This window comes from Rhizobium sp. GW821-FHT14E12 (genome assembly GCF_058803745.1).
This window is the reverse complement of record NZ_JBXAPH010000001.1, coordinates 382371-405376: the sequence shown is the minus strand read 5'-3', so window position 1 is coordinate 405376 and position 23006 is coordinate 382371. Positions and strand designations below refer to the sequence as shown.

Genomic DNA, 23006 nt, shown 5'->3' with positions numbered 1-23006 from the left:
CGAGGCAAATCATGCGTCTCACTGACTGCTATAACTTCCATGATTTCCGCGCCTTGGCGAAAAGCCGTCTTCCGGGTCCGATCTTCAACTATATCGATGGTGCAGCCGACGACGAGGTGACGCTTCGCCGGAATACGGCTAGTTTCGAAAATTGCGATCTGGTTCCCAATGTCCTGCGCGGCGTCAGCAGCGTGGACATGTCCGTCACGGTGATGGGACAGAAGCTGGCGACGCCGTTTTACTGCTCGCCGACGGCCCTGCAGCGGCTCTTCCACCACCAGGGCGAAAACGCGGTTGCGGCCGCGGCGTCTTCCATGGGCACCATGTTCGGCGTCTCTTCGCTTGGTACGGTCAGCCTCGAAGAGGTGCGCAAGAAGCATCAGGGGCCGCAGGTCTATCAGTTCTATTTCCATAAGGATCGTGGTCTCAACCGCGCTATGATGCAGCGGGCGAAGGATGCCGGCGTCAATGTGATGATGTTGACCGTCGACAGCATTACCGGCGGCAACCGCGAGCGCGACCTGCGCACCGGTTTCTCCATTCCCTTCAAACTCAACCTTGCTGGCCTAGCGCAATTTGCCATGAAGCCGGCATGGGGCTTGAACTACGTCACTCACGAGAAATTCCGTCTGCCGCAGCTCGACGAGCATGTGGACATGAGCGGCGGGGCGATGTCGATCGGCAAGTATTTCACCGAAATGCTCGATCCGTCGATGAATTGGGACGATGTCGCCGAAATGGTACGGCATTGGGGTGGGCAATTCTGCCTCAAGGGCGTGATGTCCGTGGAGGATGCCAAGCGCGCCGTCGAGATCGGATGCACGGGCATCGTGCTCTCGAACCATGGCGGGCGGCAACTGGACGGCTCGCGCTCGGCCTTCGATCAGCTGGCTGAGATCGTAGATGCGGTCGGCGATCGGATCGACGTGATGATGGATGGCGGCATTCAGCGCGGGACGCATGTTCTGAAGGCGCTGTCGCTCGGAGCCAAGGCCGTCGGTGTCGGACGCTTTTATCTCTATCCTTTGGCGGCTGCGGGCCAACCGGGTGTGGAGCGTGCGCTCGGCATGCTTCGCACGGAGATAGAACGCGGCATGAAGCTCATGGGCTGCACGACCGTCGATCAGCTCTCGCGCGCCAACCTGCGTTTCCGGTAGACGGGCGGCCGGATCGCATTCCCCTGTGGGTTTCTGAAATCCGTTCGCGTAAGCCGCAGAAATCTTTGATAGACGGGGGCGCTCCGTTTCTGAAAGATGGGCGCTTCCACATCTGAGTCTTGTCAAAGGGGTATTGCATTGCAGGTCGGCATCGACATGGGAACGGCGTCCGGCGGGACCAGCGCCCAACTCGATATCGAGGAACTGTTGGCAACCCGCCTGCTCGTACAGGGCAATTCCGGTTCCGGAAAATCACATCTTTTGCGGCGTCTGCTGGAGCAATCCGCGCAGTGGGTGCAGCAGGTCATCATCGATCCAGAAGGCGACTTCGTCACGCTGGCCGACAAGTTCGGCCATGTCGTTGTTGATGGCGAGCGCACCGAGGCTGAGCTTGCGGGTATCGCCAACCGTATCCGTCAGCATCGCGTCTCCTGCGTCCTGACGCTGGAAGGACTTGATATCGAGCAGCAGATGCGCGCCGCCGCCGCCTTTCTCAACGGCATGTTCGATGCCGAGCGCGAATATTGGTATCCGGTGCTGGTCGTTGTCGACGAAGCGCAGATGTTCGCGCCGTCGGTCGGCGGCGATGTCTCGGAAGATGCGCGCAAGATGTCGCTCGGCGCCATGACCAATCTGATGTGCCGCGGCCGTAAACGCGGTCTTGCCGGCGTGATTGCCACACAGCGCCTGGCGAAGCTCGCCAAGAACGTTGCCGCCGAAGCCTCGAATTTCCTGATGGGCCGCACCTTTCTCGATATCGACATGGCGCGCGCCGCCGACCTGCTCGGCATGGATCGCCGGCAGGCGGAGATGTTCCGTGACTTGAAGCGCGGCAATTTCGTCGCACTCGGCCCGGCTCTGTCGCGCCGGCCGCTGCCGATTACCATCGGCAATGTCGAAACCTCGGCACGCTCCTCCAGCCCCAAGCTGATGCCGCTGCCGGATGCGCCGCAGGATGTCGAGGATCTGATCTTCACGCCGGACCCTGAGGAATTCTCAAGGCCGGTCGTTCGCCGCACCACGCCCGCGCCGCGCCCAACGACGGACATTCTGGCCGAACTTTCCCGCTCGACACCCGCCGCCAGTACGACCCCGGCCGAGCCGAGGGCGAGCCAGCCGGAACTGTCGACAGAAGATCGCGAGGCGCGGGTAGGCGCCGTACTCTCTGAGATCCTCGATGATCCCGCCTCCGGTTTCCGTACGGATTCAGTGCTCTATCAGGAATTTCTCGTGCGACTGCGCATGCGCCGCGTGCCGGGGGTGCCGATGGCGCTGTCGGAATTCCGCCGCCGCGTGGCGATCGTGCGCTCCGGCGCAGACGAGGCGACGATGGCGACGGAGGCCTGGGCCACGGCCATGTCGCTTTCCTCTGGCGTTACCGACGATCTGCAAGGTGTGTTCCTGATGCTCGCCAAGGCGGCCATCTGCGGCGAGCCATGCCCATCCGACGCCCGCATCGCCCGCGCCTACGGCACCCACTCCGCCCGCCGCGCCCGTCGCCTGCTCAGTTATTTCGAAGAGCAGGGCAGCGTGGTCGTCCACACCGATTTCTCCGGCAAGCGCATCGTCGCCTTTCCGGATATCGGCAGCCAGACCGCACCGGGCGATGCCAATGCGCCAGATGTCGAGGGCGGCGAGCAGGCGGCGGCCGAATAGCTGTCATTAGTGGCGGTCGTTGACCCGTATCCGGGATACGCCTATATTTGTCTCTCACCGGAGATAACGTAGTGGCCGTACGCGAGAGAATTCAGCGATATAGGGAAAGTGGAGGAGCGTCCGACCTTGTGAGGGTGGAGGTTCTGGTTCCGGTTGCCCGTCGCAATGATATCCTATCGCAAGCCACCGAGATGCGTGCTGAACACCGGCAAAAGAGAGAGCGTCTTCAGCAGAATCTTGACGAAGCGCTTGCCCGTTATGGCGTTCGCCTATTGGACAATATCGACTTGGGTCGACTTCCGGACCTGGCGCAAAAATCGAAAGTGGTGGCTGACGCCTTGATGGAGCGTGGCGATGCGCGTGCTTTTGTGATGGGGCGGCGTATGCTGAGCGAGATCGGACAATAGGCGATGGCGCTCACGAATCTACAAAAAGAGATTATGGCTTCCATTGCGAAGAACCGCTCGGAAACGAGCTATGTCGCCGGTGGGCTTGTCTTGAATATGAATTGGCCCCGCCTTTCCGACGATATTGATATTTTTCAGGATACCGACGAGGAAATCGGTCCCACAGCGGACCGTGATATGGAAACCCTCAAGGGCGACGGTTTCCGTGTCTCTATTGAGGTGAATGTCTACGGCTGTGTCGAAGCTGAGGTTTCCAAGGCGTATGAGACTACGCTCATCCAATGGATGAGCGAATCGCGAACCCGTTTCTTTCCACTTGTTCGCGATGAGGAATGGGGAGCGAGGCTTCATCCGGCAGATCTAGCCGTCAATAAAGTCCTGGCGGCATCGACGAGAACCAAGCCACGGGATTTCGTCGACTTGGTGATGATCGATGAAAGGCTGTCTCCGCTCGGTGCGGTTATTATGGCCGCGTCGGGGAAGCCGCCGCATTATTCTCCCATCAAGATAATCGATGAAATTCGGCGAAGAGGGCTGTCGGTTTCGACGGATGAGTATAATTCCGTGAAAGGTCTTCCGATCGATTTCACGGCTGCCGTTCTCAGAGAAGCACTGGTTGAAGTGCTCGATCGAGCGGAGAGTTATATTCGATCTGCACCGGCTGATATTGTCGGCCTGCTTGTGGTCAATGCCAGAGGTATGCCCGTTCAGATATCGGCGTTGAACGAGGCTGGCATAGAGTTTCGAAAGGCGACATCCGAGCCTGATTTGATGCCGTCGCTGCCGAATGTGCCGGAGGAATGGGTGTCTGACAAATAGCGCGGCCTAAAACCAGGCTTCCCGCTGTTGACAATTTCATGACGACCCCTTACAGACCGCGCCAACGCCGGGCAGAAATGTCCGGTGTTTCACTGACATGTCCCGTGGCTCCTCCGTTCGCTAACGTGAGGAACCTGTCAGAGCTCGAAAACGGAGTTCAGAGGAGGGCGTGTTTCCTTCGCGGTTTGGCAACAAGCCGCTAAAACACTTTGAAAGGAAATGCGATGAGCAAGCGCGAATCGTCCAAGTACAAAATTGACCGCCGTATGGGCGAAAATATCTGGGGTCGTCCGAAGTCCCCGGTTAACCGTCGCGAATACGGCCCGGGCCAGCACGGCCAGCGCCGCAAGGGCAAGCTTTCGGACTTCGGCGTGCAGCTGCGCGCCAAGCAGAAGCTGAAGGGCTACTACGGCGACCTGCGTGAAAAGCAGTTCCGCGCCACCTTCGACGAAGCCAACCGCCGCAAGGGCGACACTTCGGAAAACCTGATCGGCCTGCTCGAATCGCGTCTCGACGCGATCGTCTACCGCGCTAAGTTCGTTCCGACCGTTTTCGCTGCCCGCCAGTTCGTCAACCATGGCCACGTCACGGTTAACGGCGTTCGCGTCAACATCGGTTCCTACCGCTGCAAGGCTGGCGACGTTATCGAAGTTCGCGAAAAGTCGAAGCAGCTCGTGATCGTTCTGGAAGCGGTTTCGCTGGCTGAACGCGACGTTCCGGACTACATCGAAGCCGACCACAACAAGATGGTTGCGACCTTCGCCCGCGTTCCGACCCTCGCTGACGTACCGTACGCAGTCGTCATGGAACCGCAGCTGGTCGTCGAATTCTATTCGCGTTAATCAGCGGATATCTTTCTTACGAATGGAAAAGCCGCTCCTTCTGGGCGGCTTTTTTCTTTCCGGAGATCACGATGGCGGATTTGCAGGCAATTCTCGACGGCATCCATGCTGAGCTTTCGCAGCGTCTCGGTGAGGGCAAGGTTGCGGACTATATTCCCGAGCTTGCCAAGGTCGATCCGAACCAGTTCGGCATGGCGATCGCGACGGTGGATGGCAATATCCACAGTGTCGGTCACGCCGATGTGCCCTTTTCCATCCAGAGCATTTCCAAGGTCTTCATGCTGACGCTGGCGCTCGGCAAGGTGGGCGAGAGCCTTTGGAACAGGGTTGGCCGCGAGCCCTCCGGAACGGCGTTCAACTCCATCGTTCAGCTCGAGCGCGAAGAGGGCATCCCGCGCAATCCCTTCGTCAATGCCGGCGCGATCGCGGTCAGTGACGTCGTATTGTCTGGCCATGCGCCGCGTGAGGCGATCGGCGAGCTTTTGCGCTTCGTGCGCTATGTCGCCGATGACGAAACGATCACCATCGACGACAAGGTGGCGCGTTCGGAGACGCAGACCGGCTTCCGCAATTTCGCGCTCGCCAATTTCATGCGCGCCTACGGCAATATCGACCATCCCGTCGAACATGTGCTCGGCGTCTATTTCCATCAATGTGCCGTGTCGATGAGCTGCCAGCAGCTCGCCAAGGCGGGGCTTTATCTCGCGGCCCGCGGCACCAATCCAATCACGGGCCATTCCGTCGTTTCGCCGAAGCGGGCGCGGCGTATCAATGCGCTGATGCTGACCTGCGGCCACTATGACGGTTCCGGGGATTTCGCCTACCATGTCGGACTGCCCGGCAAGAGCGGCGTCGGCGGTGGTATCTTGGCGGTGGCGCCGGGTATCGGCTCCATCGCGGTCTGGTCGCCGGGGCTGAACAAGGTCGGCAATTCGCAGCTCGGCGCGGTGGCGCTGGAGATGCTTGCCGCGCGTACTGGATGGTCGGTCTTCGGCGATTGATACCGTGTCTTTGACTGCGCTTTCTGCTATCAGCGTGGCAAGGCCTGAGGGATGACAAGATGAATATCGCAACGACAGTGGCGGATGAATTCGATATCGAAGCGGAAGAAGGCAGCAATGCCGCTCATCCGCTGTTCGCCGATGCGCCGCGTTCGGTCTCCTTCAACAAGCTGCGCAAGCGCTTGCTGCGTCAGGTGCGCCAGGCGCTGGACGATTTTCAGATGCTGAAGGGTCAGAAGCGCTGGCTCGTCGGCGTGTCCGGCGGCAAGGATTCCTACGGGCTGCTGTCGATCCTGCTCGATCTCAAATGGCGCGGCCTGCTGCCGGTGGAGCTGATCGCCTGCAATCTCGATCAGGGCCAGCCGAATTTCCCCAAGCATGTCTTGCCGGAGTATTTGACGAAGATCGGTGTCGAACACCGCATCGAATATCGCGACACCTATTCCATCGTGAAGGAGAAGGTGCCGGCGGGTGCGACCTATTGCTCGCTCTGTTCGCGCTTGCGCCGCGGCAACCTCTATCGCATCGCCCGCGAGGAAGGGTGCGACGCCTTGGTGCTTGGCCATCACCGCGAAGATATCCTTGAGACCTTCTTCATGAATTTCTTCCATGGCGGCCGGTTGGCCTCGATGCCGGCGAAACTTCTCAATGACGAAGGCGATCTGATGGTACTGCGACCGCTCGCCTATGCGGCCGAGGACGATCTCGCCAAGTTCGCCACCGCCATGCAGTTTCCGATCATTCCCTGCGATCTCTGCGGCTCGCAGGACGGCCTGCAGCGCAATGCGATGAAGGAGATGCTTGGTGATATCGAGCGCCGCATGCCCGGCCGCAAGGATACGATGCTGCGGGCGCTGGCGCATGTGAACCCGTCGCACTTGCTCGATCCGAAGCTTTTCGATTTTGCGGCGCTGATGGCGCACAAGCCCTAAGTCGCCGCCTGCACTCGATTTAATCGGTTTTGCCACAAGGCTGTCATCGAATCGGGCATAAGGGGAGCCATCCTCTTTCTGTAAAGATCATCGATGACCCTCTCCGATCCAGACTTCGACTATCTGATGGCGACCGTGGCCGAGGCTGCGGCGCTTGAAATCATGCCGCGCTTCCGCAATCTCGGTGCAAGCGATATTTCCGAAAAGACCTCCGCCGTCGATCTGGTGACGGAAGCTGATCTGTTGACGGAGAAGCGCATCACGGCGGCACTGAAAACACGCTTTCCCAGTGCGCTCGTGGTCGGCGAGGAAGCCTACGAGGCGGACAGATCCGTCGTGCCGGCATTGGCCCATGCGGATCTTGCCTTTGTCATCGATCCCGTCGACGGCACCTTCAATTTCGCATCCGGCTTGCCGGTCTTCGGAACGATCCTCGCCGTCGTTGCCAAGGGCGAGACGATCGCCGGCATCATTCATGATTCCGTGCTCGGCGATACCGTCACCACGGTGAAAGGTGCCGGCACCTATTTGCGGCGGCGCAACGGGCAGGCGAGCCGCCTTGCGGTCGCTCCGGCTGTCCCGTTGAGCGAGATGACTGGCCTGATCTCCTGGGGTCATATGGACGAGCCGGACCGTTCCCGCATCAGCGCCAATATGGCGAAGATACGCATGGGATTTGCCTTGAACTGCTCGGCCTACGAATATTGGATGGTCGCCTCGGGCAGGATCCATTTCATCGGCCACTCGAAACTGATGCCTTGGGATCACCTGGCCGGCGTGCTCGCGCATCAGGAGGCAGGTGGTTTCACGGCGAAGTTTGACGGCACGCCCTACCGGCCCGGCGAGACGGCGGGCGGCATTATTTCGGCTCCGGACGAGGAAAGCTGGCGGATCATCCGCCGCGAGATCGTCGGCGCCTGACAGGAGAGGACAGTATCATGACATCATCCGTCGACGTGACGACCCTTGCCGATCTACTGCGCCAGGCGGCAAAAGCAGAAATCCTGCCGCGCTTTCGCCGGCTTGGCAGCAATGATGTCCGCGCCAAGAGCGAGGCGACCGATCTTGTGACGGAAGCGGATGAGCAGGCCGAGCGGATGATCAAGGCCGAGGTGGCGCGGCTCTGGCCCGAGGCGTTGTTTGTAGGCGAGGAGTCCGTCGCCGCCGATCCGGCGCTGCTTCACAAGCTTCAGGGCGCGGATCTGGCCATCATCGTCGATCCGGTCGACGGCACGTTCAATTTCGCCGCCGGCATTCCCGCATTCGGCGTCATGGCCTCCGTCGTTTCTAAGGGCGAGACCGTGGCGGGCATTATTTTCGACCCGATGGGCGATGATTGGGTTCTGGCGGAAAAGGGCAGTGGCGCCTGGCTGCGTCGGCCGGATGGCGAGGCGCAGCGTCTCTCCGTGGCACCGCCGGTTGCGCTGGAAGAGATGGTCGGCATGGCATCGACCGGATACCTGCCGCAGGACAAACGCGCCGAGATCCTGGGCAATCTCGCCAAGGTGCGCTTTATCACCAATTATCGCTGCGCCGCCCATGAATACCGCACCTTTGCCGGCGGCCATGTTCATTATCTCATGTACAACAAGCTGATGCCCTGGGATCATCTGGCCGGCGCGCTGATTTCCGAGGAATCGGGTGCCTATGTCAGGCGCTTCGACGGCTCACCCTATCTCCCGCATCATCTAGACGGCGGGTTGTTGGTTGCGGTGGACAAGCCGTCGTGGGATCTGCTGCGGCAAGAGGTCTTCACCGTCTGAGATGGTGCCTCTTGGAAAGTCGCGGGCGCAGCGTTATCTTCACCCGCAACAGGCAACCGTCCTCTGGCGGAATTTGCCACTGGGATGAGGCCGATGTCCGAGACGAGCCGCAAGCTGACCACCATCTTCTGTGCCGACGTGCAAGACTATTCGCGCTTGATGCAAAAGGACGAGGAAGGCACGCTCGCAACCCTCAAACGATATCGCGAGGCGATGGCGCGGCTCATCGAAGCGCATGGTGGTCGTGTCATAAACACTTGGGGCGATGGGGTATTCGCCGAATTTCCCAGTGTCGTCGAGGCGTTGCGTGCGGCGGTTGATGTCCAGAATGAACTCGCCGGCTACAATGCGAAAAGCGATCCCGATACGCAGATGCAATTTCGCATCGGTCTCAACCTTGGCGACGTGATTGCCGAAGGCAACGATCTTTATGGCGATGGTGTCAACATCGCCGCGCGCCTTCAGGCCTGCGCGGCGGCTGGCGGCATTGTGATTTCCAATACGGTCTATGATCAGGTTCGCAACAAGGTGGCTGTCGGATTCGATTTTCTTGGCCAGTTGGAGGTCAAGAATATCGACGGCGGCGTGGCGAGCTATGCTGTGCGGATCGGCGCCCCACAGGCCGCCAGTGCCTCGCCGGAGCCTCGCAGTATTCGCGACGAGGTTCGGGCTCCAGCGGCGGCGAACGGCGGACCTGCGGCGGGATTTACCCAGATTTACGGTTCGCTGGCGCTGGCGGCCTTTGTCGTGCTGGTGGTCAACGCATTCACCTGGCACGGTGATTTCTGGGCGAGATGGCCCTTGCTTGGTCTTGCGTTTGCGGCCGGCCTTCGATGGGCACGGACGAACAGGCAGATCGACCCTCAGCTTGCCATTTTCGGCGTGATCGGTGTCGGCCTCATTGGTATCAACCTTCTGTCCTGGCACGGGACGCCCTGGGCAATATGGCCACTGCTGGGCCTGGCCATTTTCGCCGGTCGGCGCTGGCTCGGGCGCCCGCGCGGCGACATTTGATTGGCCGCCGCGCCGCAGATCCCTGATCAGACGTGACCCATGCCGGGCTCCAGCTTCGGGTTGTCGCCGGGATGGGTGAAGAGTTTGCCTTTTTCCGCCCATAGGGTCGCAAGGATGGACAGCGCACCGAAAATGGTGAAGCCGGCGATCAGCGGCTGGGGCGTGCCATTGAACATCTGGCCGACAATGCCGCCAAGAAGCACGCCGCCGGTGGTGGAGACCGAGCTGGTAATGGAGGCGGCGGTTCCCGCCAGATGGCCCATCGGCTCGAGGCTGATGGCCATGATATTTGTGGTGATAACCGCAAACATCATCAGCATCACCGAGATCAGAACATAGGTGAATACGAAGCTCGGCATGCCGGCCATTCCAACGACATAGCCGAAGGCGCCAAGCAGTGTGAAGATGATCATGGCGGCATGGGAGATGCGCCGCATGCCGAAGCTGCGAACGAAATAGCCATTGGCGAACTGTGCAACCGCAGTGCCTGCCGCCGTCACGGCAAAGGCGATCGGGAACCACTCACCGAGGCCATAGACCTCGCCGAACACCTGCTGCACCGAGACGATGTAGGCGCAGATAACGGCGGTATAGAGCGTCAGTCCGATCATGTAGCCACAGGTGATGCGGTTGGTCAGCACCGTCTTGAAGCCGGATATGACAGACCCGACGGAGAGCGGCAGACGCTCATCGTCCGGCAGCGTCTCCTTCATCCGAAAGAATGCGATGAGAAGAAGAACGGCGCTCGTAATGCCGAGCGCGATAAAGATCCACTGCCAGTTCGAATAGGCGACGATCAGCTGACCGACCGCAGGGGCGACCATCGGCATGATCATGAAAACGATGGTGACGTAGGACATCACCCGCGCCATTTCGCGGCCGCCGAAGCAATCGCGCACGATCGCCAGGGTGGTGATACGCACGGCCGCGGCGCCGACGCCTTGGGTGAAGCGCAGTACCAGAAGCATGGTCAGGCTGCCGCTCCAGGCGGCAGCAAATAGCGCCACCGTATAGAAGGCGAGGCCGCCGAGCAGGATATTGCGCCGGCCATAGGCGTCGGCCAGGCTGCCGAAGAACAGCTGGCAGATGCCGAAGCCAAGAAAATAGACGGCAATGACCATCTGCGTGTCGTTGGGATTGGCGACCGCCAGCGACTGGCCGATATTCGGTAGGGCCGGCAGCATGCTGTCGATGCCGAGCGAAATGCTCGCCGTCATCAGCGCGATGATGATGACGAATTCGACGATGCCGAGGCCGATACGCGCGGAGCCGGTTGGTTCCGCTGATTTTGCTTGGGGCGGGGTCATGTCAAAATGCCTGTCAGTGAAGGGCGAGAGATTGATCGGCCGGCGGTGGCGCATTGTGTGGCTGGAAGAGGCGTCCCTTTTCGGCAATCAGCACGAAGACGATGCCGATCAGCGAGACGGTGAAGTAGCCGACGACCATCGGTGTTGCCGTGCCGTTGAAATACTGACCAATGCCGGCACCGATCGAGGCGCCGCCAACGGTGCTCATGAAGCCGAGTACGGAGGAGGCGGTGCCTGCGACATGGCCGAGCGGTTCCATCGCGAGCGAATTGAAGTTCGAGCCGATCAGGCCGAACTGGAACATAGCCAGCGCGAAGAAGACCATGAACAGCGGGAAGGGCATTGGCGCGGGGCCGTAAAGCTGCACCATCAGCCAGATGAAGGTGACGAAGCAGAAGCCGAAGAGTGCCCCATGCGACAGCCGCCGCATGCCGAAGCGACCGACGAGTTGCGAATTGATGAAGGATGACAGCGCCATAAATACCGCCACGCCGCCAAAGGCGACCGGCGTGTAGACGCCCAGCCCATAGATGCCGCTGTAGATCTGTTGCGCCGAATTGATGAAGCCGAACAGCGCGCCGAACAGGAAGGTGCTGGCGAGCGTGTAGCACAGCGCGACACGGTTCGTAAGAACCATGCCGAAACCCGCGGCGACGGATTTTACAGTGAGAGGCCGCATGTTCTCTGGTTTCAGCGTTTCCGGCAGGCGGAAATACATCCAGATGCCGACAAGGGTCGCCATGGTGGCGATGAAGACGAAGATCATGTGCCAGGTGCTGACCAGCATGATGATTTGGCCGCTTCCCGGCGCAATGACCGGAACGATCATGAAGACCATCATGATGAGCGACATCACCTCGGCCATCTGGCGGCCTCCGAAGATGTCGCGAACGATGGAAATGGTGATGACGCGCGTTGCCGCCGAGCCCAGGCCCTGGATGAAGCGCAGGGCAAGCAGGCCGGCAAAGGACGGGATGAGCGCGATGCCGAAAGCGGAGATGATGAAGACGACAAGGCCGATCAACAGCGGCAGGCGGCGGCCGAATCGATCCGACAAAGGTCCATAGAACAGCTGCGCCGAACCGAAACCGATCAGATAGGCGGTGACCACATATTGACGGTGATTCTCGTTTTCGACGCCGAGGGAGGAGCCGATCTGCTGAAGGGCGGGGAGCATGATGTCGATCGCCAGCGAGTTGATCGCCATCAGGAAAGCCGCAAGCGCTATGAACTCGCGTTTACCCATGGGTAGCTGCCAATGGGACATGGCTGGAGATGGAGTCGTCACGGTTTTATTCCCATAAACATATCAAGGCGCTGTCGAGCGACAGCGCCTTATCAATCGAATTGGACTATGGAAACCGGACGAGAGTGCCCGGTGACCGGTCAGGCGGCGCCGCGAACGCTGATGCCGTGTTCCTGAAAATGCTGCTGCAGCTCGCCCGCCTGGAACATTTCGCGCACGATGTCACAGCCGCCGATGAACTCGCCCTTCACGTAGAGCTGAGGAATCGTGGGCCAATTGGAATAGTCTTTGATGCCCTGGCGAATTTCCGCGTCAGCCAGAACGTTGACACTCTTATAGTCCACGCCGATGTAGTCGAGGATCTGGACCACCTGGCCCGAGAAACCACATTGCGGGAACTGTGGGGTGCCCTTCATGAAGAGAACGACATCGTTGGTCTTCACTTCATTTTCGATGAATTCGTTGATGCCGCTCATATTCCAGTCCTTTCACATGCGGGGTCAAGGTCCGCAGTTCCAAATCTTTTCCTTAAATAGCAAGGAGAAGGTTCGATTTCCAGCCGCAATAACGTGCCCGAATGTTTTTCATCGCATGAATGGGCTTTCGCGCAACATTGGTCCCGAATGATGGCGCCGTGTTGGAATTATCACCTTTTTTTGAACAGTGCGTTTTGAAATCGCTTCTTCAACTCGGAAACCGAACAACACATATAGAAAGAAGCAAGGGACGCTTAATATTACGCTGCTGGGTTTTTCAGAGTCGGTGGCGACAGAGTTTTTGAGGCGCGTCTGTAGGGCGTGCATGACGGGTACCTGTCCCCTTGCGAGCATTGCATTTTAGGGAGTGGGTATCATGAGCCATCATCACTATTCTGACGGCCAGGTCGGCGAGGAGCGTAATTTTTACGGTTCCAACGAGACGAGCGACGGCGAGCGGGAGTATTATGAGCATGTTCGAACCCCCAAAGCATCGATACTGAATAGCGCCGTCACGGTGAGCGCCATCGTTCTGATGCTCAGCATCGCCTTCGGCTATCGTGCGACGACCACGACAGCGGCGCCGCAGGTTCAGCCGCAGCCCCAGGCTGTCCATAGGATCATGACCGCGCCGCCGGCCGATCCCTGCGCTGATTACTCGCCTTATTCGGGCCGGGAGTGCTGACTTAGACGCTTCCTTAACCAGGCCGTGGGAACCTTTTCGCCAGTTTTCATCGCGGTCTGCCATGAAAAAGCCGGCTCGTCATGGTGTTGCCGGTCTCTGATATAGACGCGATGCCGTCAGTGCGCCGGGGAACCAAGTACATTATGCGTAACGTTGAAAAGAGGGTGGTCCTTCACTTCCCCGGCTTCGAGCCTTTGGATGCGTCCTTGCATCGGGCGCGTTATGAGCGTTCGGCTCGGCAGAGTGCGTCCGCATGGGATTTTTCGGTCGCCGTAGATTCGTTGCAAAACTTCGGCAGGGCGCCGTATTTCGATGTGAATGCCAACGGCGCGGATTGGCAGACCCATAGCCGCGTTCATGTCCTCGATCACAATGATCTGGTCGCAAAGCTGAATGGCAGGCCGTTTTTCACGCGGCTGGGGCAAGGGTATCTCGCAGCCGGGAGGGTTGCGGCCTCCGGTGGCATGATGGGCTATTTCCGGCACGCTTGGCGCTTCGGTCTCTTCTTTATCTTCCCGTTCCTGTTGATGCTGGTCGGGCTGCTCCTCAGCCTGTCCATTGCCCTTCTGCCCTCTCTTCTCGGGCTTCCGTCTTGGAGCCATATCGGCAGCATCGCGCTGGCGGTAGCCTTCTTCATCTATGTCTTCCTGCCCCAGGCAGAGCGGCTGCACACGCTGCATCTCTTCGCCGACTGGGAGATGGCGGTCGCCATGGCAGGGTTGAACGGCATTGGCGCCGAGCAATGGATCGAAGCCTGTGCGATCAGTGCGCGTCAGGCGCTCGATGAGCCGGCCGATGAGTATGTCATTTCCTCGCACAGCATGGGATCGAGCGTTGCCGCTCATGTGATCGGGCTGCTGCTCGAACGGGAGCCGGAGCTATTTCGTGGCAAGCGAGTCGTGTTCACGACGCTCGGTAGTGCCATCCTGCAATGTGCATTGATGCGGCCCGCCATGACGCTGCGGTCAAGAGTTGGCCTGCTCGCGCGCTGTCAGGAGATTTTCTGGCTCGACGTTCACTGTCTGACGGACGCGATCCATTTCTACAAAGCCAAGATCGTCGCGGTCTGCGGACATGCCGACGCACCGCCGGCCACGATCCAGTTCATTCGCTTCAAGAAAATGCTGTCGTCGAAGCACTATGCCAAGATCAAGCGCGATTTCCTGCGCGTACACCGGCAATATGTGCTCGGACCGGATGTCCGAGCTCCCTTCGATTTCACGCTTCTGACGGCCGGCCCGTTGCCGGCATCCAGTTTTGCTGCATTCTCGCAGACGGATATGCCGGAACTGGCTTTCGGCCCCGGCAATGACAACGTCCGGATTTCCTCAGTCGGGCGCTGAGGTCTGTAGCGCCAGGGCGTGCAGGACGCCGCCCATATTGCCCTTCAATGCGTCATAGACCATCTGGTGCTGCTGTACGCGGCTCTTGCCGCGGAAGGCTTCGGCCACGACTTCGGCGGCATAATGATCGCCATCCCCGGCCAGGTCGCGAATCGTCACCTTGGCACCGGGAATGCCGGCCTTGATCATGTCTTCGATATCGCCGGGATTCATTGGCATCAGTGATTTACCTCATTCCTATTCGGCAGCAGCGAGCGCGCTGCCATCCATGAAGGCAGGAAACCACGATTCATGCGCCTGACGCAACTGCTGAACCGAAACTGACAGCAGCTCGTCAATGGCAAGGGCGTCACCGCCAACCGTGCCGAGACGACGGAAAGGTATGCCAGCACTCTCGGCGTTGATGCAGACGAAATCGGCAACATCGGTAGGTACGGCAATGACATAGCGCGCCTGATCCTCACCGAAGAGCAGGGCATGTGCCAGCCCCTTGCATTCTCCGAGATCGATATTCAGGCCCTTGCCCGAGGCCATCGCCATTTCGGCAAGCGCCAGCCCAAGACCGCCCGACGAAATGTCGTGGCAGGCGGTGACCTGGCCGTTGCGGATGGCGGAGCGGACGAAATCGCCGTTGCGGCGTTCGGCGAAGAGATCGACTTCCGGAGCCGGGCCGTCCGTCGAGCCGAGGATGTCGCGCAGATAGATCGAGGAGCCGAGATGGCTGCCATCGACGCCGATCATGATGATGCGATCACCTTCTGAGGCGGAGCCGATGCGCGCCATTGCCTGCCAGTCCGGCAACAGGCCGACACCGGCGATCGTCGGGGTCGGCAGGATCCCGACGCCGTTGGTCTCGTTGTAGAGGGAGACATTGCCCGAGACGATCGGGAAGTCGAGCGCGCGGCAGGCTTCGCCGATGCCTTTGATGGCGCCGACGAGCTGGCCCATGATGTCAGGCTTTTCCGGATTGCCGAAATTCAGATTGTCGGTCGCGGCCAGCGGCTCGGCGCCCGTCGCGGTAATATTGCGCCAGCATTCGGCAACGGCCTGCTTGCCGCCTTCGAACGGATCGGCCTCGACATATCGCGGTGTCACGTCGGAGGAAAAGGCAAGCGCCTTGGTCGGATGACCTTCAACGCGGACGACGCCGGCGTCGCCGCCCGGAAGCTGCAGGGAGTTGCCCTGGATCAGCGTGTCATATTGTTCATAGACCCAGCGGCGGCTGGACTGATTGGCCGAGCCGACCAGCGACAGCAGCGCCTGACCGTAGTCCTCGGGTGCCGCGACGAGATTGGCGGGCAGGGCGGCGCGCTTGTCAGCTTCGCGCCAGGGGCGGTCATATTCCGGAGCCTGGTCCCCGAGATCCTTGATCGGCAGGTTGGCAACTTCTTCGCCCTGATGGATGACGCGGAAGCGCAGGTCGTCCGTGGTCTTGCCGACGATGGCAAAATCCAGGCCCCACTTGACGAAGATCGCCTTGGCGACGGCTTCCTTTTCCGGCTGCAGTACCATGAGCATGCGCTCCTGGCTTTCCGAGAGCATCATTTCATAGGCCGTCATCTGCTCTTCGCGCACCGGCACCTTGTCGAGATCGAGCTCGATGCCGAGGTCGCCCTTGGCGCCCATTTCGACAGCCGAGCAGGTAAGGCCGGCGGCACCCATGTCCTGGATGGCGATGACGGCGCCGGTCTGCATCAGCTCAAGGCAGGCTTCTAGCAGGCATTTTTCAGTGAAGGGGTCGCCGACCTGGACGGTAGGGCGCTTTTCTTCGATCGATTCGTCGAATTCCGCCGATGCCATGGTCGCGCCGCCGACACCGTCACGACCGGTCTTGGCGCCGAGGTAGACGACCGGCAGGCCGACGCCCTTGGCTTCCGAGAGGAAGATGGCGTTGGATTTCGCAAGGCCGGCCGCAAAGGCGTTGACGAGGATATTGCCGTTATAGCGGGCGTCGAACTCGACTTCGCCACCGACTGTCGGAACGCCGAAGGAATTGCCGTAGCCGCCGACGCCGGCGACGACGCCGGAAACGAGGTGGCGGGTCTTCGGATGGTCCGGCTCGCCGAAGCGCAGGGCGTTCATCGCCGCGATCGGGCGCGCGCCCATGGTGAAGACGTCGCGCAGGATACCGCCGACGCCGGTCGCCGCACCCTGATAGGGTTCGATATAAGACGGATGGTTGTGGCTCTCCATCTTGAAGACGACGCAATCGCCGTCATCGATGTCGACCACACCGGCATTCTCGCCAGGACCCTGGATGACGCGCGGTCCCTTGGTCGGCAGGGTGCGCAGCCACTTCTTCGAGGACTTGTAGGAGCAGTGCTCGTTCCACATGGCCGAGAAGATGCCGAGCTCGGTAAAGGAGGGCTCGCGGCCGATCAGATCCAGTATGCGCTGATATTCGTCCGGCTTCAGGCCGTGGGCGGCAATCAGTTCCGGGGTGATCTGGATCGTATTCGAAAGGGTCATGGGCGCTCGAAGGTCCTTGCCTGTAAAGGGTTTGAAGGCCGGTCAGGGGATCGGGGTCTCTTTAGCGCATGTGAACCTGTCGCGCGACAGGAAAATGACCGCGATTCACAATAGGTAAAGCGCGGGCGTGATCATTTGCGACCGATTGGCGGCGATCAGAACTTGTAGCCGACCATAAGCCCGACGCGCGTCATCCCGCCATTGGGGCCGTCGCAGAGTTCGGCATGGGAGGAATGGGCAATCTGGGCCATCATGTTCCAATGGCTGTCGAAGTTGTATCCGAGCCCTGCATATTCATGGAAAAGCAGGCGACAGCCGAGCATGGGGCCGTGCTCGGTCCAGTCATCGAGGTTGCCGGTATGGATGGTGCCGCCGAAGCCGGCTTCGGTGAAGATGCCGTTGCTGTGCGTGAGCGTCCAGGACAGACCGCCGTAGAATTGCGTTGCCGAACCTGCCGTGCCGACGGAGGTTCCGAGATGGATGCGCGGATGGGTGAGTTGATCCTTCCAGTCTGCGGTCGGATTATAGCCGAACGGATTGAACAGCACCTGGACATCCGGGAAGATGCCCTTTTCATGGTCGTATCCGCTTTGGATAGACCCGCTTGCCCCGAAGCGCAGTTCATCGAATATCTTGTTGTCGGCGGCAGCAGCGGTTTCAGTGGCAAGGAAAATCGAGGCATTCATAATAAAAATAGCTGCGAGGCCGCTCTTAGCGAAGAGGCGTCCGAATATAGAAGCCGTAACCATGCACTCCCCCCAATATGGCGAGCGAATCGCGTCGTATCGGGGGATCGTAGCACCCTCGAAATCGAGGTAAAGCGCGCGTTGCTAAGTAAGGCTTATTTTGCGAGACCGAAGCAAAACCGCAACAATGCCGTCATATGTGGCTGTCGTAGCCGGCCGAGCCGTTTTCCAGAAGGCGGCGTAAAGTCATGAAGCCGGCTGCGACATCGTCGCGGCGCTGCGGGGAGGAAAAGGCGACGCGAACGCGGTGATAGACCTTATCCGAGCGGCCCGCCTTGAACTCGTCCTCGTCGTCGACAAGCACGCCTTCGGCAAGGGCCGCATTCTTGAACGTGCCGGAAAGCCAGGGCTCCGGCAATTTCAGCCACAGGAACGGCACATGCGGATGCGAGGTGAATTCAAAGCCGGATAGCGCCTCGCGCGCCAATTGTTCACGGGCGCGGATTTCATCGACCGCCTTGCGGCGCAGTGCCAGCGCATGGCCTTCGAGGACCAATCGGGCGCAGGTTTCCGCCAGGATGAAGGGCAGGCCGCCGGTCGTCATCTTGTGGGTGACCCTGATGCGCTGGGCGAAATGTGGCGGGCAGGCAACCCAGCCGCCGCGCACGCCCGCAGTGACTGATTTTGATAGACCGCTAACAAGGAAAGTGCGCTCCGGTGCGATGCTTGCCATCAGCGGGTTCGGATCCTCGGTCATGCCGCCATAGAGATCGTCCTCGATCAGCCAGACGCTGTGCCGCCGCGCGATGGCGGCAATCGCGCGGCGGCGGGCCTCCGGCATGGTCGTCAATGTCGGATTGTGCGCCGTGGGCATCAGGAAGGCCAGACGCGGATGCTGCTGCTGGCAAAGCCGCTCGAAATCGTCGGGAATGATGCCGTGCTCGTCGGAATCCACCAATATGGAGCGGCGACCGAGAAGACGGGTGGCGCGGCTAACCTGCGTGTAGGTCAGGTTCTCGAAGACGATCTTGTCGCCGGGGGAGGTGACCGCCGAAATGACGGCGATGGCAGCGGCATGGGCGCCGAGTGTCGGCACCACCGTCTCGATCGCCGGCTGCCAGCCGTTGCGGGCAAGCCAGACCTGCCCGGCACGGAACCAGCTCGTCGGAAAACTCCGCGAATAGGAGGAAATCTCCGTCTGGTGATCGCGGCTGATGTCTGCGAAAAGCCGACCGATGACTTCGCCCTGGCCGATATCGGGTGCTGCCGTTGCATCGAAGCGAATCTTGCCGACCGGGGTTTCCAGGCCACGGGTGCCGGCGAGTGCCTGCGTGATCGGATCCACCGGCTCGATCTGCTTGCCGTTGATGCGGTCGAGCACATAGGTGCCGCGGCCGACTTCGCCGGCGACGAGGCCGCGTTCGTGCACGAGCGCATAGGCCCGGCTGACGGTGCCGATTGTCACGCCGATATCATAAGCGAGATTGCGTTGCGGCGGCAGCTTCGTCCCCGGTGGCAATACGCCATGGGTGATCGCGTTTTCAATGCTGTCGGCGACGCGGATGTAAACCGGTCCGTTCCCGCTGGAAATGTCAGGCAACCAATTTGTCATGATGACAATTTCTTAGATTGCCCTGGAAATGGAGTCAATACTATGAGTCAATTGTATCGTTTGGCTCGATACATCCTCATTGTCACAATCCTACGAGCGCAAAATGGATACAATAGATACAATCTGCCTTTCCAGAGGCACCGAACCCGTCAAGATACCGCTTGATGCTTTCAAGCCGGCGCAGCCTCTGTCGCGTCTGGCACATCGTCTTTTAGGATCCTTTGCGCTTTGGCTACAGAAGCGCGAAAGCCGGTGGACGTTGCGCGGTCTGACGGATGACCAGTTGTGCGATATCGGGCTGACCCGCAGCGAAGCGAGGACTGAGGTCAGCAAGTCGTTTTTCTGGGATTGAGCGAGTTCAGCCGCGTATCAACAAACTAGCACGTGTCCATCAGAGCGATTCACATCCTTGACATCGCCTGGCCTGTGAACGAGTTTGTGATAGCTGCGCGACTGGCGGATTGTGATGGAAAACCATCGTGGAACGCAGCGATATATGCCGACCGCCTGGGCCTTACCGCGAAATGCAATGGGGGCTCATATGCGCTTGGATATCGATCGAATCGAAACCGCTGCCACGACCATAAACAAGGTCTTTCTGCATACACCGCAATATGTCTGTGAAAGTCTGAGCCGGGCTCTAGGCTGTCGGATCGTTCTCAAAGTCGAAACGATGAACCCCGTGCGCTGCTTCAAGGGGCGTGGCACCGAGATGGTTCTGGCGCGGCTACAGTCGCAAGGCGATACGAAATCGGTCGTCTGCGCCAGCGCGGGCAATCTGGGCCAGGCACTCGCCTATGGCGGCCAACTGAGAGGCTTTGATGTCACGGTGACGGCGTCCGCCGCCGCCAATGCCTTCAAGGTGGAAAAGATGCGGCTACTGGGGGCAAATGTGGTGTTGGTCGAAGGGGAGATCGAAGCCGCGCTCCAGGCGGCCACGGATTTCGCCGAGGAAATGGGTGCGTTCCTCCTGGAGGACAGCAAAAATCTCGACACTTGTGAAGGTGCCGCGACAATCGGGCTCGAGCTTTCGGAACTTCCTCAAGCGCTGGATGCTGTTCTGGTTTCTCTGGGGGCCGGGGCAATGGCAACCGGCATCGGCTATGCCTTGAAATGCCGGCGGCCAAGTGTGGAGATGATCACGGTCCAGCCCCGAAATGCACCGGCCATGACTCTTTCCTTTAAAGCCAGGCGGATTGTGGACGCCGGCGCCCCGAATACCATCGCCGATGGGGTGGCCGGACGCTATGTGATCCCGGAAGTTCTCGATGATCTATTGGTCGTCGCCGATGATGTCCTTTTGGTCAGCGAGGAGAGTATCAAGGAGGGAATGCGACTTCTATACCTGCATTCGGGACTTATCGTGGAGCCCGCCGCCGCACTTGGCGTCGCCGCCATTCTTGAGAACCCACGGCGTTTTGCCGGTAAGACAGTGGCAACCGTTCTTTGTGGCGGCAATGTCGAACCCAAGGCATTCGAAGAGTGGATTGGGAAGCCTTAAAGGTGAGGCTGCTTGAATCCGGGTGATAGCCTACTTAACGGCAACACAACCGCGGCAGCGAAACCGTTACTGGCAGCCCTTTGAGCCTGCGGCCCAGCGGTTGACATCGCCGGTGATGCGGCCGCCGGAAGCGCCACCCATCATTGGGCCGAAAGCCTGCAGCTGCGCCGGGTTGCCTTCCGCCTGGACGACGAGCGATGGGCGGCCGGTCGGGTGCTTCTTGTCGACCACGAGAATGCGCGGGCGGCCGGTGAAGGAGTTGAGTTCGGGCGCGAGCTGATAGCCGGCGAAGGCCGGATCTGCCGATTTGAACCAGCAGGCATTGGCGCTCAGCATGACGCGTTCCATCGTCGTCAGGGCGGTGCGATCAACCGTAATCGTAGTCGGCGTGTGCGTGCCGCAAGACGTGACGAGCAGGCCGAGAGCCGCAAGAGCGGCGGCGGAATGAAATCCGGTAACGAGGCGAGGGCGCATCAATCTTCTCTTCCAATGAATTGGTTGGGCTGCTCTCAGCCAATGATATGTGGGGAACCTTCCGACACCCTTATGAGGCAAAGCGCCGGTCGGTTCGCAAGTTCCACTCTTGGTGTGGATGATCGCCTCAGGCAGCGATCACGTCGAGGGCGGAGGCGAAGAGGCCGCGACCGTCGGAGCCGCCATGGGCTGCCTCGATCAGGTTTTCCGGATGCGGCATCATGCCGAGTACATTGCCCTTGGCGTTGATGACGCCGGCAATGTCGTTGATCGAGCCGTTCGGGTTGGTGCCTTCGGCATAGCGGAAGACCACCTGGCCATTGCCTTCGATCGCCGCCAGCGTTTCCGCGTCGGCAAAATAGTTGCCGTCATGATGGGCGACCGGGCTGCGGATCACCTGGCCCTTGGCATAGGCGCGGGTAAAGTCCGTTTCGGCGTTAGTGACTTCGAGCTTGACCTCGCGGCAGACGAACTTCAGCGAGGCATTGCGCATCAGCGCGCCAGGCAGCATGCCGGCTTCGACCAAAATCTGAAAGCCGTTGCAAACGCCGAGAACCTTGACGCCTTTGTCGGCTTTGTCCTTGATCGCCTGCATGACCGGCATACGGGCTGCAATCGCGCCGCAACGCAGGTAATCGCCATAGGAAAAGCCGCCGGGAATGACGATCAGGTCGACATCCGGAATCTCGGTTTCCGTCTGCCAGATCGTGACGGGTGCCTGGCCGGAAATCTTGGTCAGCGCCGCGATCATGTCACGGTCGCGATTGAGACCGGGAAGTTGAACGACTGCTGATTTCATGATTCTGCTCCCGAGATAGGCGAAAGATACTGGCTTGGTACGTGATCGGTGAGCCATACCCCATTGTCTGTGACAAAGAAAGAATGACCTTCGGAATGCATGCGCGCCGCATCGATTTCCAGGATGATATGTACACCCTTGCGTCGGGCCGCGACGATCTTGGCTGTTTCGAGATCCGCTGACAGATGAACGTGATGGCGTGGCATCTTTTCCAGCCCCGCAGTCTGAATGGCTGCCCAGCTCTCCACCGTGGTTCCATGAAAGAGCCGCGACGGTGGCGTGGCCGAGGGCAGCGCCAGATCGACGTCGACGCTGTGACCTTGCGCCGCCCGAATACGATCACCCGTCAGGGTAAAGCGCTTCTTCGGGTTGGTCTCGATCACTTCGAGAACATCGGCGTCGGTAACATCAAAACGAACGAAAACAGCCTTCTTCAAATCTTCGAACGGCACCCACCCCTCCGGATCCAATGTCAATCCCGCCTCGTGCGGCGCGTGCCTTAGCACGTAGCTCATGAACTTGGAGATTTCGGTCTGGAGGCTTGCGGATGCCATCGGTAAGATCAATCGATCGAAATGCTGAAGTTCTCGATCACCGTGTTGGCGAGGAGCTTTTCGCACATGGCTTTCAGCTCAGTCTCGGCCTTGGCCTTGTCCGCGCCGTTGAGCTCGAGGTCGAAGACCTTGCCCTGGCGGATCTGGCCGACACCTTCGAAGCCGAGCGCGCCGAGCGCGCCTTCAATGGCCTTGCCCTGTGGGTCGAGAACGCCGTTCTTCAGCGTGACGGTTACACGAGCCTTGATCACGATTGTCCTTCC

The 23006-nt window shown here is 59.9% G+C and carries 25 protein-coding genes and 1 riboswitch; of the genes, 14 read left to right on the top strand and 11 right to left on the bottom strand.

Features of this window, described 5'->3' with window-relative positions; translation table 11 throughout:
- Nucleotides 1-11: 11 nt before the first annotated feature.
- The 10 genes from AC1RO0_RS02070 (at nucleotide 12) to AC1RO0_RS02025 (ending at nucleotide 9591) form a co-directional block, all read left to right on the top strand.
- Entirely contained in the window at nucleotides 12-1157 is a 1146-nt protein-coding gene (locus AC1RO0_RS02070; protein ID WP_174161656.1) for an alpha-hydroxy acid oxidase, read from the top strand.
- A 138-nt stretch (nucleotides 1158-1295) separates the two neighbouring features.
- Entirely contained in the window at nucleotides 1296-2813 is a 1518-nt protein-coding gene (locus AC1RO0_RS02065; RefSeq protein ID WP_498591318.1) for a helicase HerA domain-containing protein, read from the top strand.
- 71 nt (nucleotides 2814-2884) lie between these two features.
- Entirely contained in the window at nucleotides 2885-3220 is a 336-nt protein-coding gene (locus tag AC1RO0_RS02060) for a hypothetical protein (RefSeq protein WP_498591317.1), read from the top strand.
- A 3-nt stretch (nucleotides 3221-3223) separates the two neighbouring features.
- Nucleotides 3224-4039, top strand: a complete 816-nt coding sequence (locus tag AC1RO0_RS02055) for a nucleotidyl transferase AbiEii/AbiGii toxin family protein (protein WP_498591316.1) — start codon at nucleotides 3224-3226, stop codon at nucleotides 4037-4039.
- Nucleotides 4040-4263: 224 nt separating this feature from the next.
- Nucleotides 4264-4881: a 30S ribosomal protein S4 gene (rpsD, locus tag AC1RO0_RS02050; protein WP_183693697.1), complete on the top strand. Its 618-nt coding sequence runs from the start codon at nucleotides 4264-4266 to the stop codon at nucleotides 4879-4881.
- Between the two features lie 71 nt (nucleotides 4882-4952).
- On the top strand, nucleotides 4953-5882 hold the full coding sequence (locus AC1RO0_RS02045; RefSeq protein WP_498591315.1) for a glutaminase: 930 nt from the start codon (nucleotides 4953-4955) through the stop codon (nucleotides 5880-5882).
- 59 nt (nucleotides 5883-5941) lie between these two features.
- Nucleotides 5942-6814, top strand: a complete 873-nt coding sequence (gene ttcA, locus AC1RO0_RS02040; protein ID WP_498591314.1) for a tRNA 2-thiocytidine(32) synthetase TtcA — start codon at nucleotides 5942-5944, stop codon at nucleotides 6812-6814.
- Between the two features lie 93 nt (nucleotides 6815-6907).
- Complete coding sequence (locus AC1RO0_RS02035) at nucleotides 6908-7735, top strand: inositol monophosphatase family protein (RefSeq protein WP_498591313.1); 828 nt, start codon at nucleotides 6908-6910, stop codon at nucleotides 7733-7735.
- Nucleotides 7736-7752: 17 nt separating this feature from the next.
- A complete protein-coding gene (locus tag AC1RO0_RS02030; protein ID WP_498591312.1) occupies nucleotides 7753-8577 on the top strand; it encodes an inositol monophosphatase family protein in 825 nt (274 codons plus the stop codon).
- Nucleotides 8578-8670: 93 nt separating this feature from the next.
- Complete coding sequence (locus tag AC1RO0_RS02025; protein ID WP_498591311.1) at nucleotides 8671-9591, top strand: adenylate/guanylate cyclase domain-containing protein; 921 nt, start codon at nucleotides 8671-8673, stop codon at nucleotides 9589-9591.
- Between the two features lie 26 nt (nucleotides 9592-9617).
- Here AC1RO0_RS02025 and AC1RO0_RS02020 read toward each other — a convergent pair whose 3' ends face one another.
- From AC1RO0_RS02020 to grxD, 3 genes are all read right to left on the bottom strand, one after another.
- Complete coding sequence (locus AC1RO0_RS02020; protein ID WP_498591310.1) at nucleotides 9618-10898, bottom strand: multidrug effflux MFS transporter; 1281 nt, start codon at nucleotides 10896-10898, stop codon at nucleotides 9618-9620.
- Between the two features lie 13 nt (nucleotides 10899-10911).
- Nucleotides 10912-12144 carry a multidrug effflux MFS transporter gene (locus AC1RO0_RS02015; RefSeq protein WP_498591309.1) on the bottom strand — a complete coding sequence of 411 codons (1233 nt, stop codon included), beginning with the start codon at nucleotides 12142-12144 and terminating at the stop codon, nucleotides 10912-10914.
- 140 nt (nucleotides 12145-12284) lie between these two features.
- Nucleotides 12285-12620, bottom strand: coding sequence for a Grx4 family monothiol glutaredoxin (grxD, locus tag AC1RO0_RS02010; protein WP_498591308.1), 336 nt, complete (start codon nucleotides 12618-12620; stop codon nucleotides 12285-12287).
- A 376-nt stretch (nucleotides 12621-12996) separates the two neighbouring features.
- Between grxD and AC1RO0_RS02005 the strand changes: the two genes are divergently transcribed.
- Together AC1RO0_RS02005 and AC1RO0_RS02000 are read left to right on the top strand one after the other, a co-directional pair.
- Nucleotides 12997-13305 (top strand): hypothetical protein, encoded by a 309-nt coding sequence (locus tag AC1RO0_RS02005; protein ID WP_498591307.1) that lies wholly within the window; start codon nucleotides 12997-12999, stop codon nucleotides 13303-13305.
- A 143-nt stretch (nucleotides 13306-13448) separates the two neighbouring features.
- Nucleotides 13449-14648: a hypothetical protein gene (locus AC1RO0_RS02000; RefSeq protein WP_498591306.1), complete on the top strand. Its 1200-nt coding sequence runs from the start codon at nucleotides 13449-13451 to the stop codon at nucleotides 14646-14648.
- Here the strand turns inward: AC1RO0_RS02000 and AC1RO0_RS01995 are convergent.
- The 4 genes from AC1RO0_RS01995 to AC1RO0_RS01980 all read right to left on the bottom strand — a co-directional run bounded on the left by AC1RO0_RS01995 (nucleotide 14634) and on the right by AC1RO0_RS01980 (nucleotide 19415).
- Nucleotides 14634-14867: a BolA family protein gene (locus AC1RO0_RS01995; protein WP_004108912.1), complete on the bottom strand. Its 234-nt coding sequence runs from the start codon at nucleotides 14865-14867 to the stop codon at nucleotides 14634-14636. The two genes, AC1RO0_RS02000 and AC1RO0_RS01995, sit on opposite strands and share 15 nt — an antisense overlap.
- Nucleotides 14868-14885: 18 nt before the next feature.
- Nucleotides 14886-17117: a phosphoribosylformylglycinamidine synthase subunit PurL gene (gene purL, locus AC1RO0_RS01990; RefSeq protein ID WP_498591305.1), complete on the bottom strand. Its 2232-nt coding sequence runs from the start codon at nucleotides 17115-17117 to the stop codon at nucleotides 14886-14888.
- A gap of 155 nt (nucleotides 17118-17272) precedes the next feature.
- The gene (locus tag AC1RO0_RS01985) at nucleotides 17273-17803 is read right to left on the bottom strand and encodes an acyloxyacyl hydrolase (protein ID WP_498591304.1); all 531 of its coding nucleotides are present in this window, start codon (nucleotides 17801-17803) and stop codon (nucleotides 17273-17275) included.
- Nucleotides 17804-17996: 193 nt separating this feature from the next.
- Nucleotides 17997-19415: an aminotransferase-like domain-containing protein gene (locus tag AC1RO0_RS01980; RefSeq protein ID WP_498591302.1), complete on the bottom strand. Its 1419-nt coding sequence runs from the start codon at nucleotides 19413-19415 to the stop codon at nucleotides 17997-17999.
- 103 nt (nucleotides 19416-19518) lie between these two features.
- Here AC1RO0_RS01980 and AC1RO0_RS01975 point away from each other — a divergent pair, with 103 nt between their 5' ends.
- Nucleotides 19519-19767, top strand: a complete 249-nt coding sequence (locus AC1RO0_RS01975; protein ID WP_498591301.1) for a DUF1127 domain-containing protein — start codon at nucleotides 19519-19521, stop codon at nucleotides 19765-19767.
- Nucleotides 19768-19854: 87 nt separating this feature from the next.
- Nucleotides 19855-19935, top strand: a riboswitch (ZMP/ZTP riboswitch).
- Between the two features lie 21 nt (nucleotides 19936-19956).
- Entirely contained in the window at nucleotides 19957-20916 is a 960-nt protein-coding gene (locus tag AC1RO0_RS01970) for a threonine ammonia-lyase (RefSeq protein WP_498591299.1), read from the top strand.
- Nucleotides 20917-20982: 66 nt separating this feature from the next.
- Here the strand turns inward: AC1RO0_RS01970 and AC1RO0_RS01965 are convergent, their stop codons facing one another.
- The 4 genes from AC1RO0_RS01965 to purS form a co-directional block, all read right to left on the bottom strand.
- Nucleotides 20983-21390, bottom strand: a complete 408-nt coding sequence (locus AC1RO0_RS01965; RefSeq protein ID WP_498591298.1) for a hypothetical protein — start codon at nucleotides 21388-21390, stop codon at nucleotides 20983-20985.
- A gap of 127 nt (nucleotides 21391-21517) precedes the next feature.
- Nucleotides 21518-22189: a phosphoribosylformylglycinamidine synthase subunit PurQ gene (gene purQ / locus AC1RO0_RS01960; protein ID WP_368514479.1), complete on the bottom strand. Its 672-nt coding sequence runs from the start codon at nucleotides 22187-22189 to the stop codon at nucleotides 21518-21520.
- The gene (locus AC1RO0_RS01955) at nucleotides 22186-22743 is read right to left on the bottom strand and encodes an RNA 2'-phosphotransferase (RefSeq protein WP_498591297.1); all 558 of its coding nucleotides are present in this window, start codon (nucleotides 22741-22743) and stop codon (nucleotides 22186-22188) included. The genes purQ and AC1RO0_RS01955 overlap by 4 nt, the downstream gene beginning before the upstream one ends.
- Nucleotides 22744-22751: 8 nt before the next feature.
- Entirely contained in the window at nucleotides 22752-22994 is a 243-nt protein-coding gene (purS, locus tag AC1RO0_RS01950) for a phosphoribosylformylglycinamidine synthase subunit PurS (protein WP_498591296.1), read from the bottom strand.
- Between the last annotated feature and the right edge of the window lie 12 nt (nucleotides 22995-23006).

Bases quoted from the DNA above. Each gene is read 5' to 3' on its own strand.
- AC1RO0_RS02070 (WP_174161656.1), top strand. From the start codon at position 12: ATGCGTCTCACTGACTGCTATAACTTCCATGATTTCCGCGCCTTGGCG.
- AC1RO0_RS02055 (WP_498591316.1), top strand. From the start codon at position 3,224: ATGGCGCTCACGAATCTACAAAAAGAGATTATGGCTTCCATTGCGAAG.
- rpsD (WP_183693697.1), top strand. From the start codon at position 4,264: ATGAGCAAGCGCGAATCGTCCAAGTACAAAATTGACCGCCGTATGGGC.
- AC1RO0_RS02045 (WP_498591315.1), top strand. From the start codon at position 4,953: ATGGCGGATTTGCAGGCAATTCTCGACGGCATCCATGCTGAGCTTTCG.
- ttcA (WP_498591314.1), top strand. From the start codon at position 5,942: ATGAATATCGCAACGACAGTGGCGGATGAATTCGATATCGAAGCGGAA.
- AC1RO0_RS02035 (WP_498591313.1), top strand. From the start codon at position 6,908: ATGACCCTCTCCGATCCAGACTTCGACTATCTGATGGCGACCGTGGCC.
- AC1RO0_RS02030 (WP_498591312.1), top strand. From the start codon at position 7,753: ATGACATCATCCGTCGACGTGACGACCCTTGCCGATCTACTGCGCCAG.
- AC1RO0_RS02025 (WP_498591311.1), top strand. From the start codon at position 8,671: ATGTCCGAGACGAGCCGCAAGCTGACCACCATCTTCTGTGCCGACGTG.
- AC1RO0_RS02020 (WP_498591310.1), bottom strand. From the start codon at position 10,898: ATGACCCCGCCCCAAGCAAAATCAGCGGAACCAACCGGCTCCGCGCGT.
- AC1RO0_RS02015 (WP_498591309.1), bottom strand. From the start codon at position 12,144: ATGGGTAAACGCGAGTTCATAGCGCTTGCGGCTTTCCTGATGGCGATC.
- grxD (WP_498591308.1), bottom strand. From the start codon at position 12,620: ATGAGCGGCATCAACGAATTCATCGAAAATGAAGTGAAGACCAACGAT.
- AC1RO0_RS02005 (WP_498591307.1), top strand. From the start codon at position 12,997: ATGAGCCATCATCACTATTCTGACGGCCAGGTCGGCGAGGAGCGTAAT.
- AC1RO0_RS02000 (WP_498591306.1), top strand. From the start codon at position 13,449: ATGCGTAACGTTGAAAAGAGGGTGGTCCTTCACTTCCCCGGCTTCGAG.
- AC1RO0_RS01995 (WP_004108912.1), bottom strand. From the start codon at position 14,867: ATGCCAATGAATCCCGGCGATATCGAAGACATGATCAAGGCCGGCATT.
- purL (WP_498591305.1), bottom strand. From the start codon at position 17,117: ATGACCCTTTCGAATACGATCCAGATCACCCCGGAACTGATTGCCGCC.
- AC1RO0_RS01985 (WP_498591304.1), bottom strand. From the start codon at position 17,803: ATGAATGCCTCGATTTTCCTTGCCACTGAAACCGCTGCTGCCGCCGAC.
- AC1RO0_RS01980 (WP_498591302.1), bottom strand. From the start codon at position 19,415: ATGACAAATTGGTTGCCTGACATTTCCAGCGGGAACGGACCGGTTTAC.
- AC1RO0_RS01975 (WP_498591301.1), top strand. From the start codon at position 19,519: ATGGATACAATAGATACAATCTGCCTTTCCAGAGGCACCGAACCCGTC.
- AC1RO0_RS01970 (WP_498591299.1), top strand. From the start codon at position 19,957: ATGCGCTTGGATATCGATCGAATCGAAACCGCTGCCACGACCATAAAC.
- AC1RO0_RS01965 (WP_498591298.1), bottom strand. From the start codon at position 21,390: ATGCGCCCTCGCCTCGTTACCGGATTTCATTCCGCCGCCGCTCTTGCG.
- purQ (WP_368514479.1), bottom strand. From the start codon at position 22,189: ATGAAATCAGCAGTCGTTCAACTTCCCGGTCTCAATCGCGACCGTGAC.
- AC1RO0_RS01955 (WP_498591297.1), bottom strand. From the start codon at position 22,743: ATGGCATCCGCAAGCCTCCAGACCGAAATCTCCAAGTTCATGAGCTAC.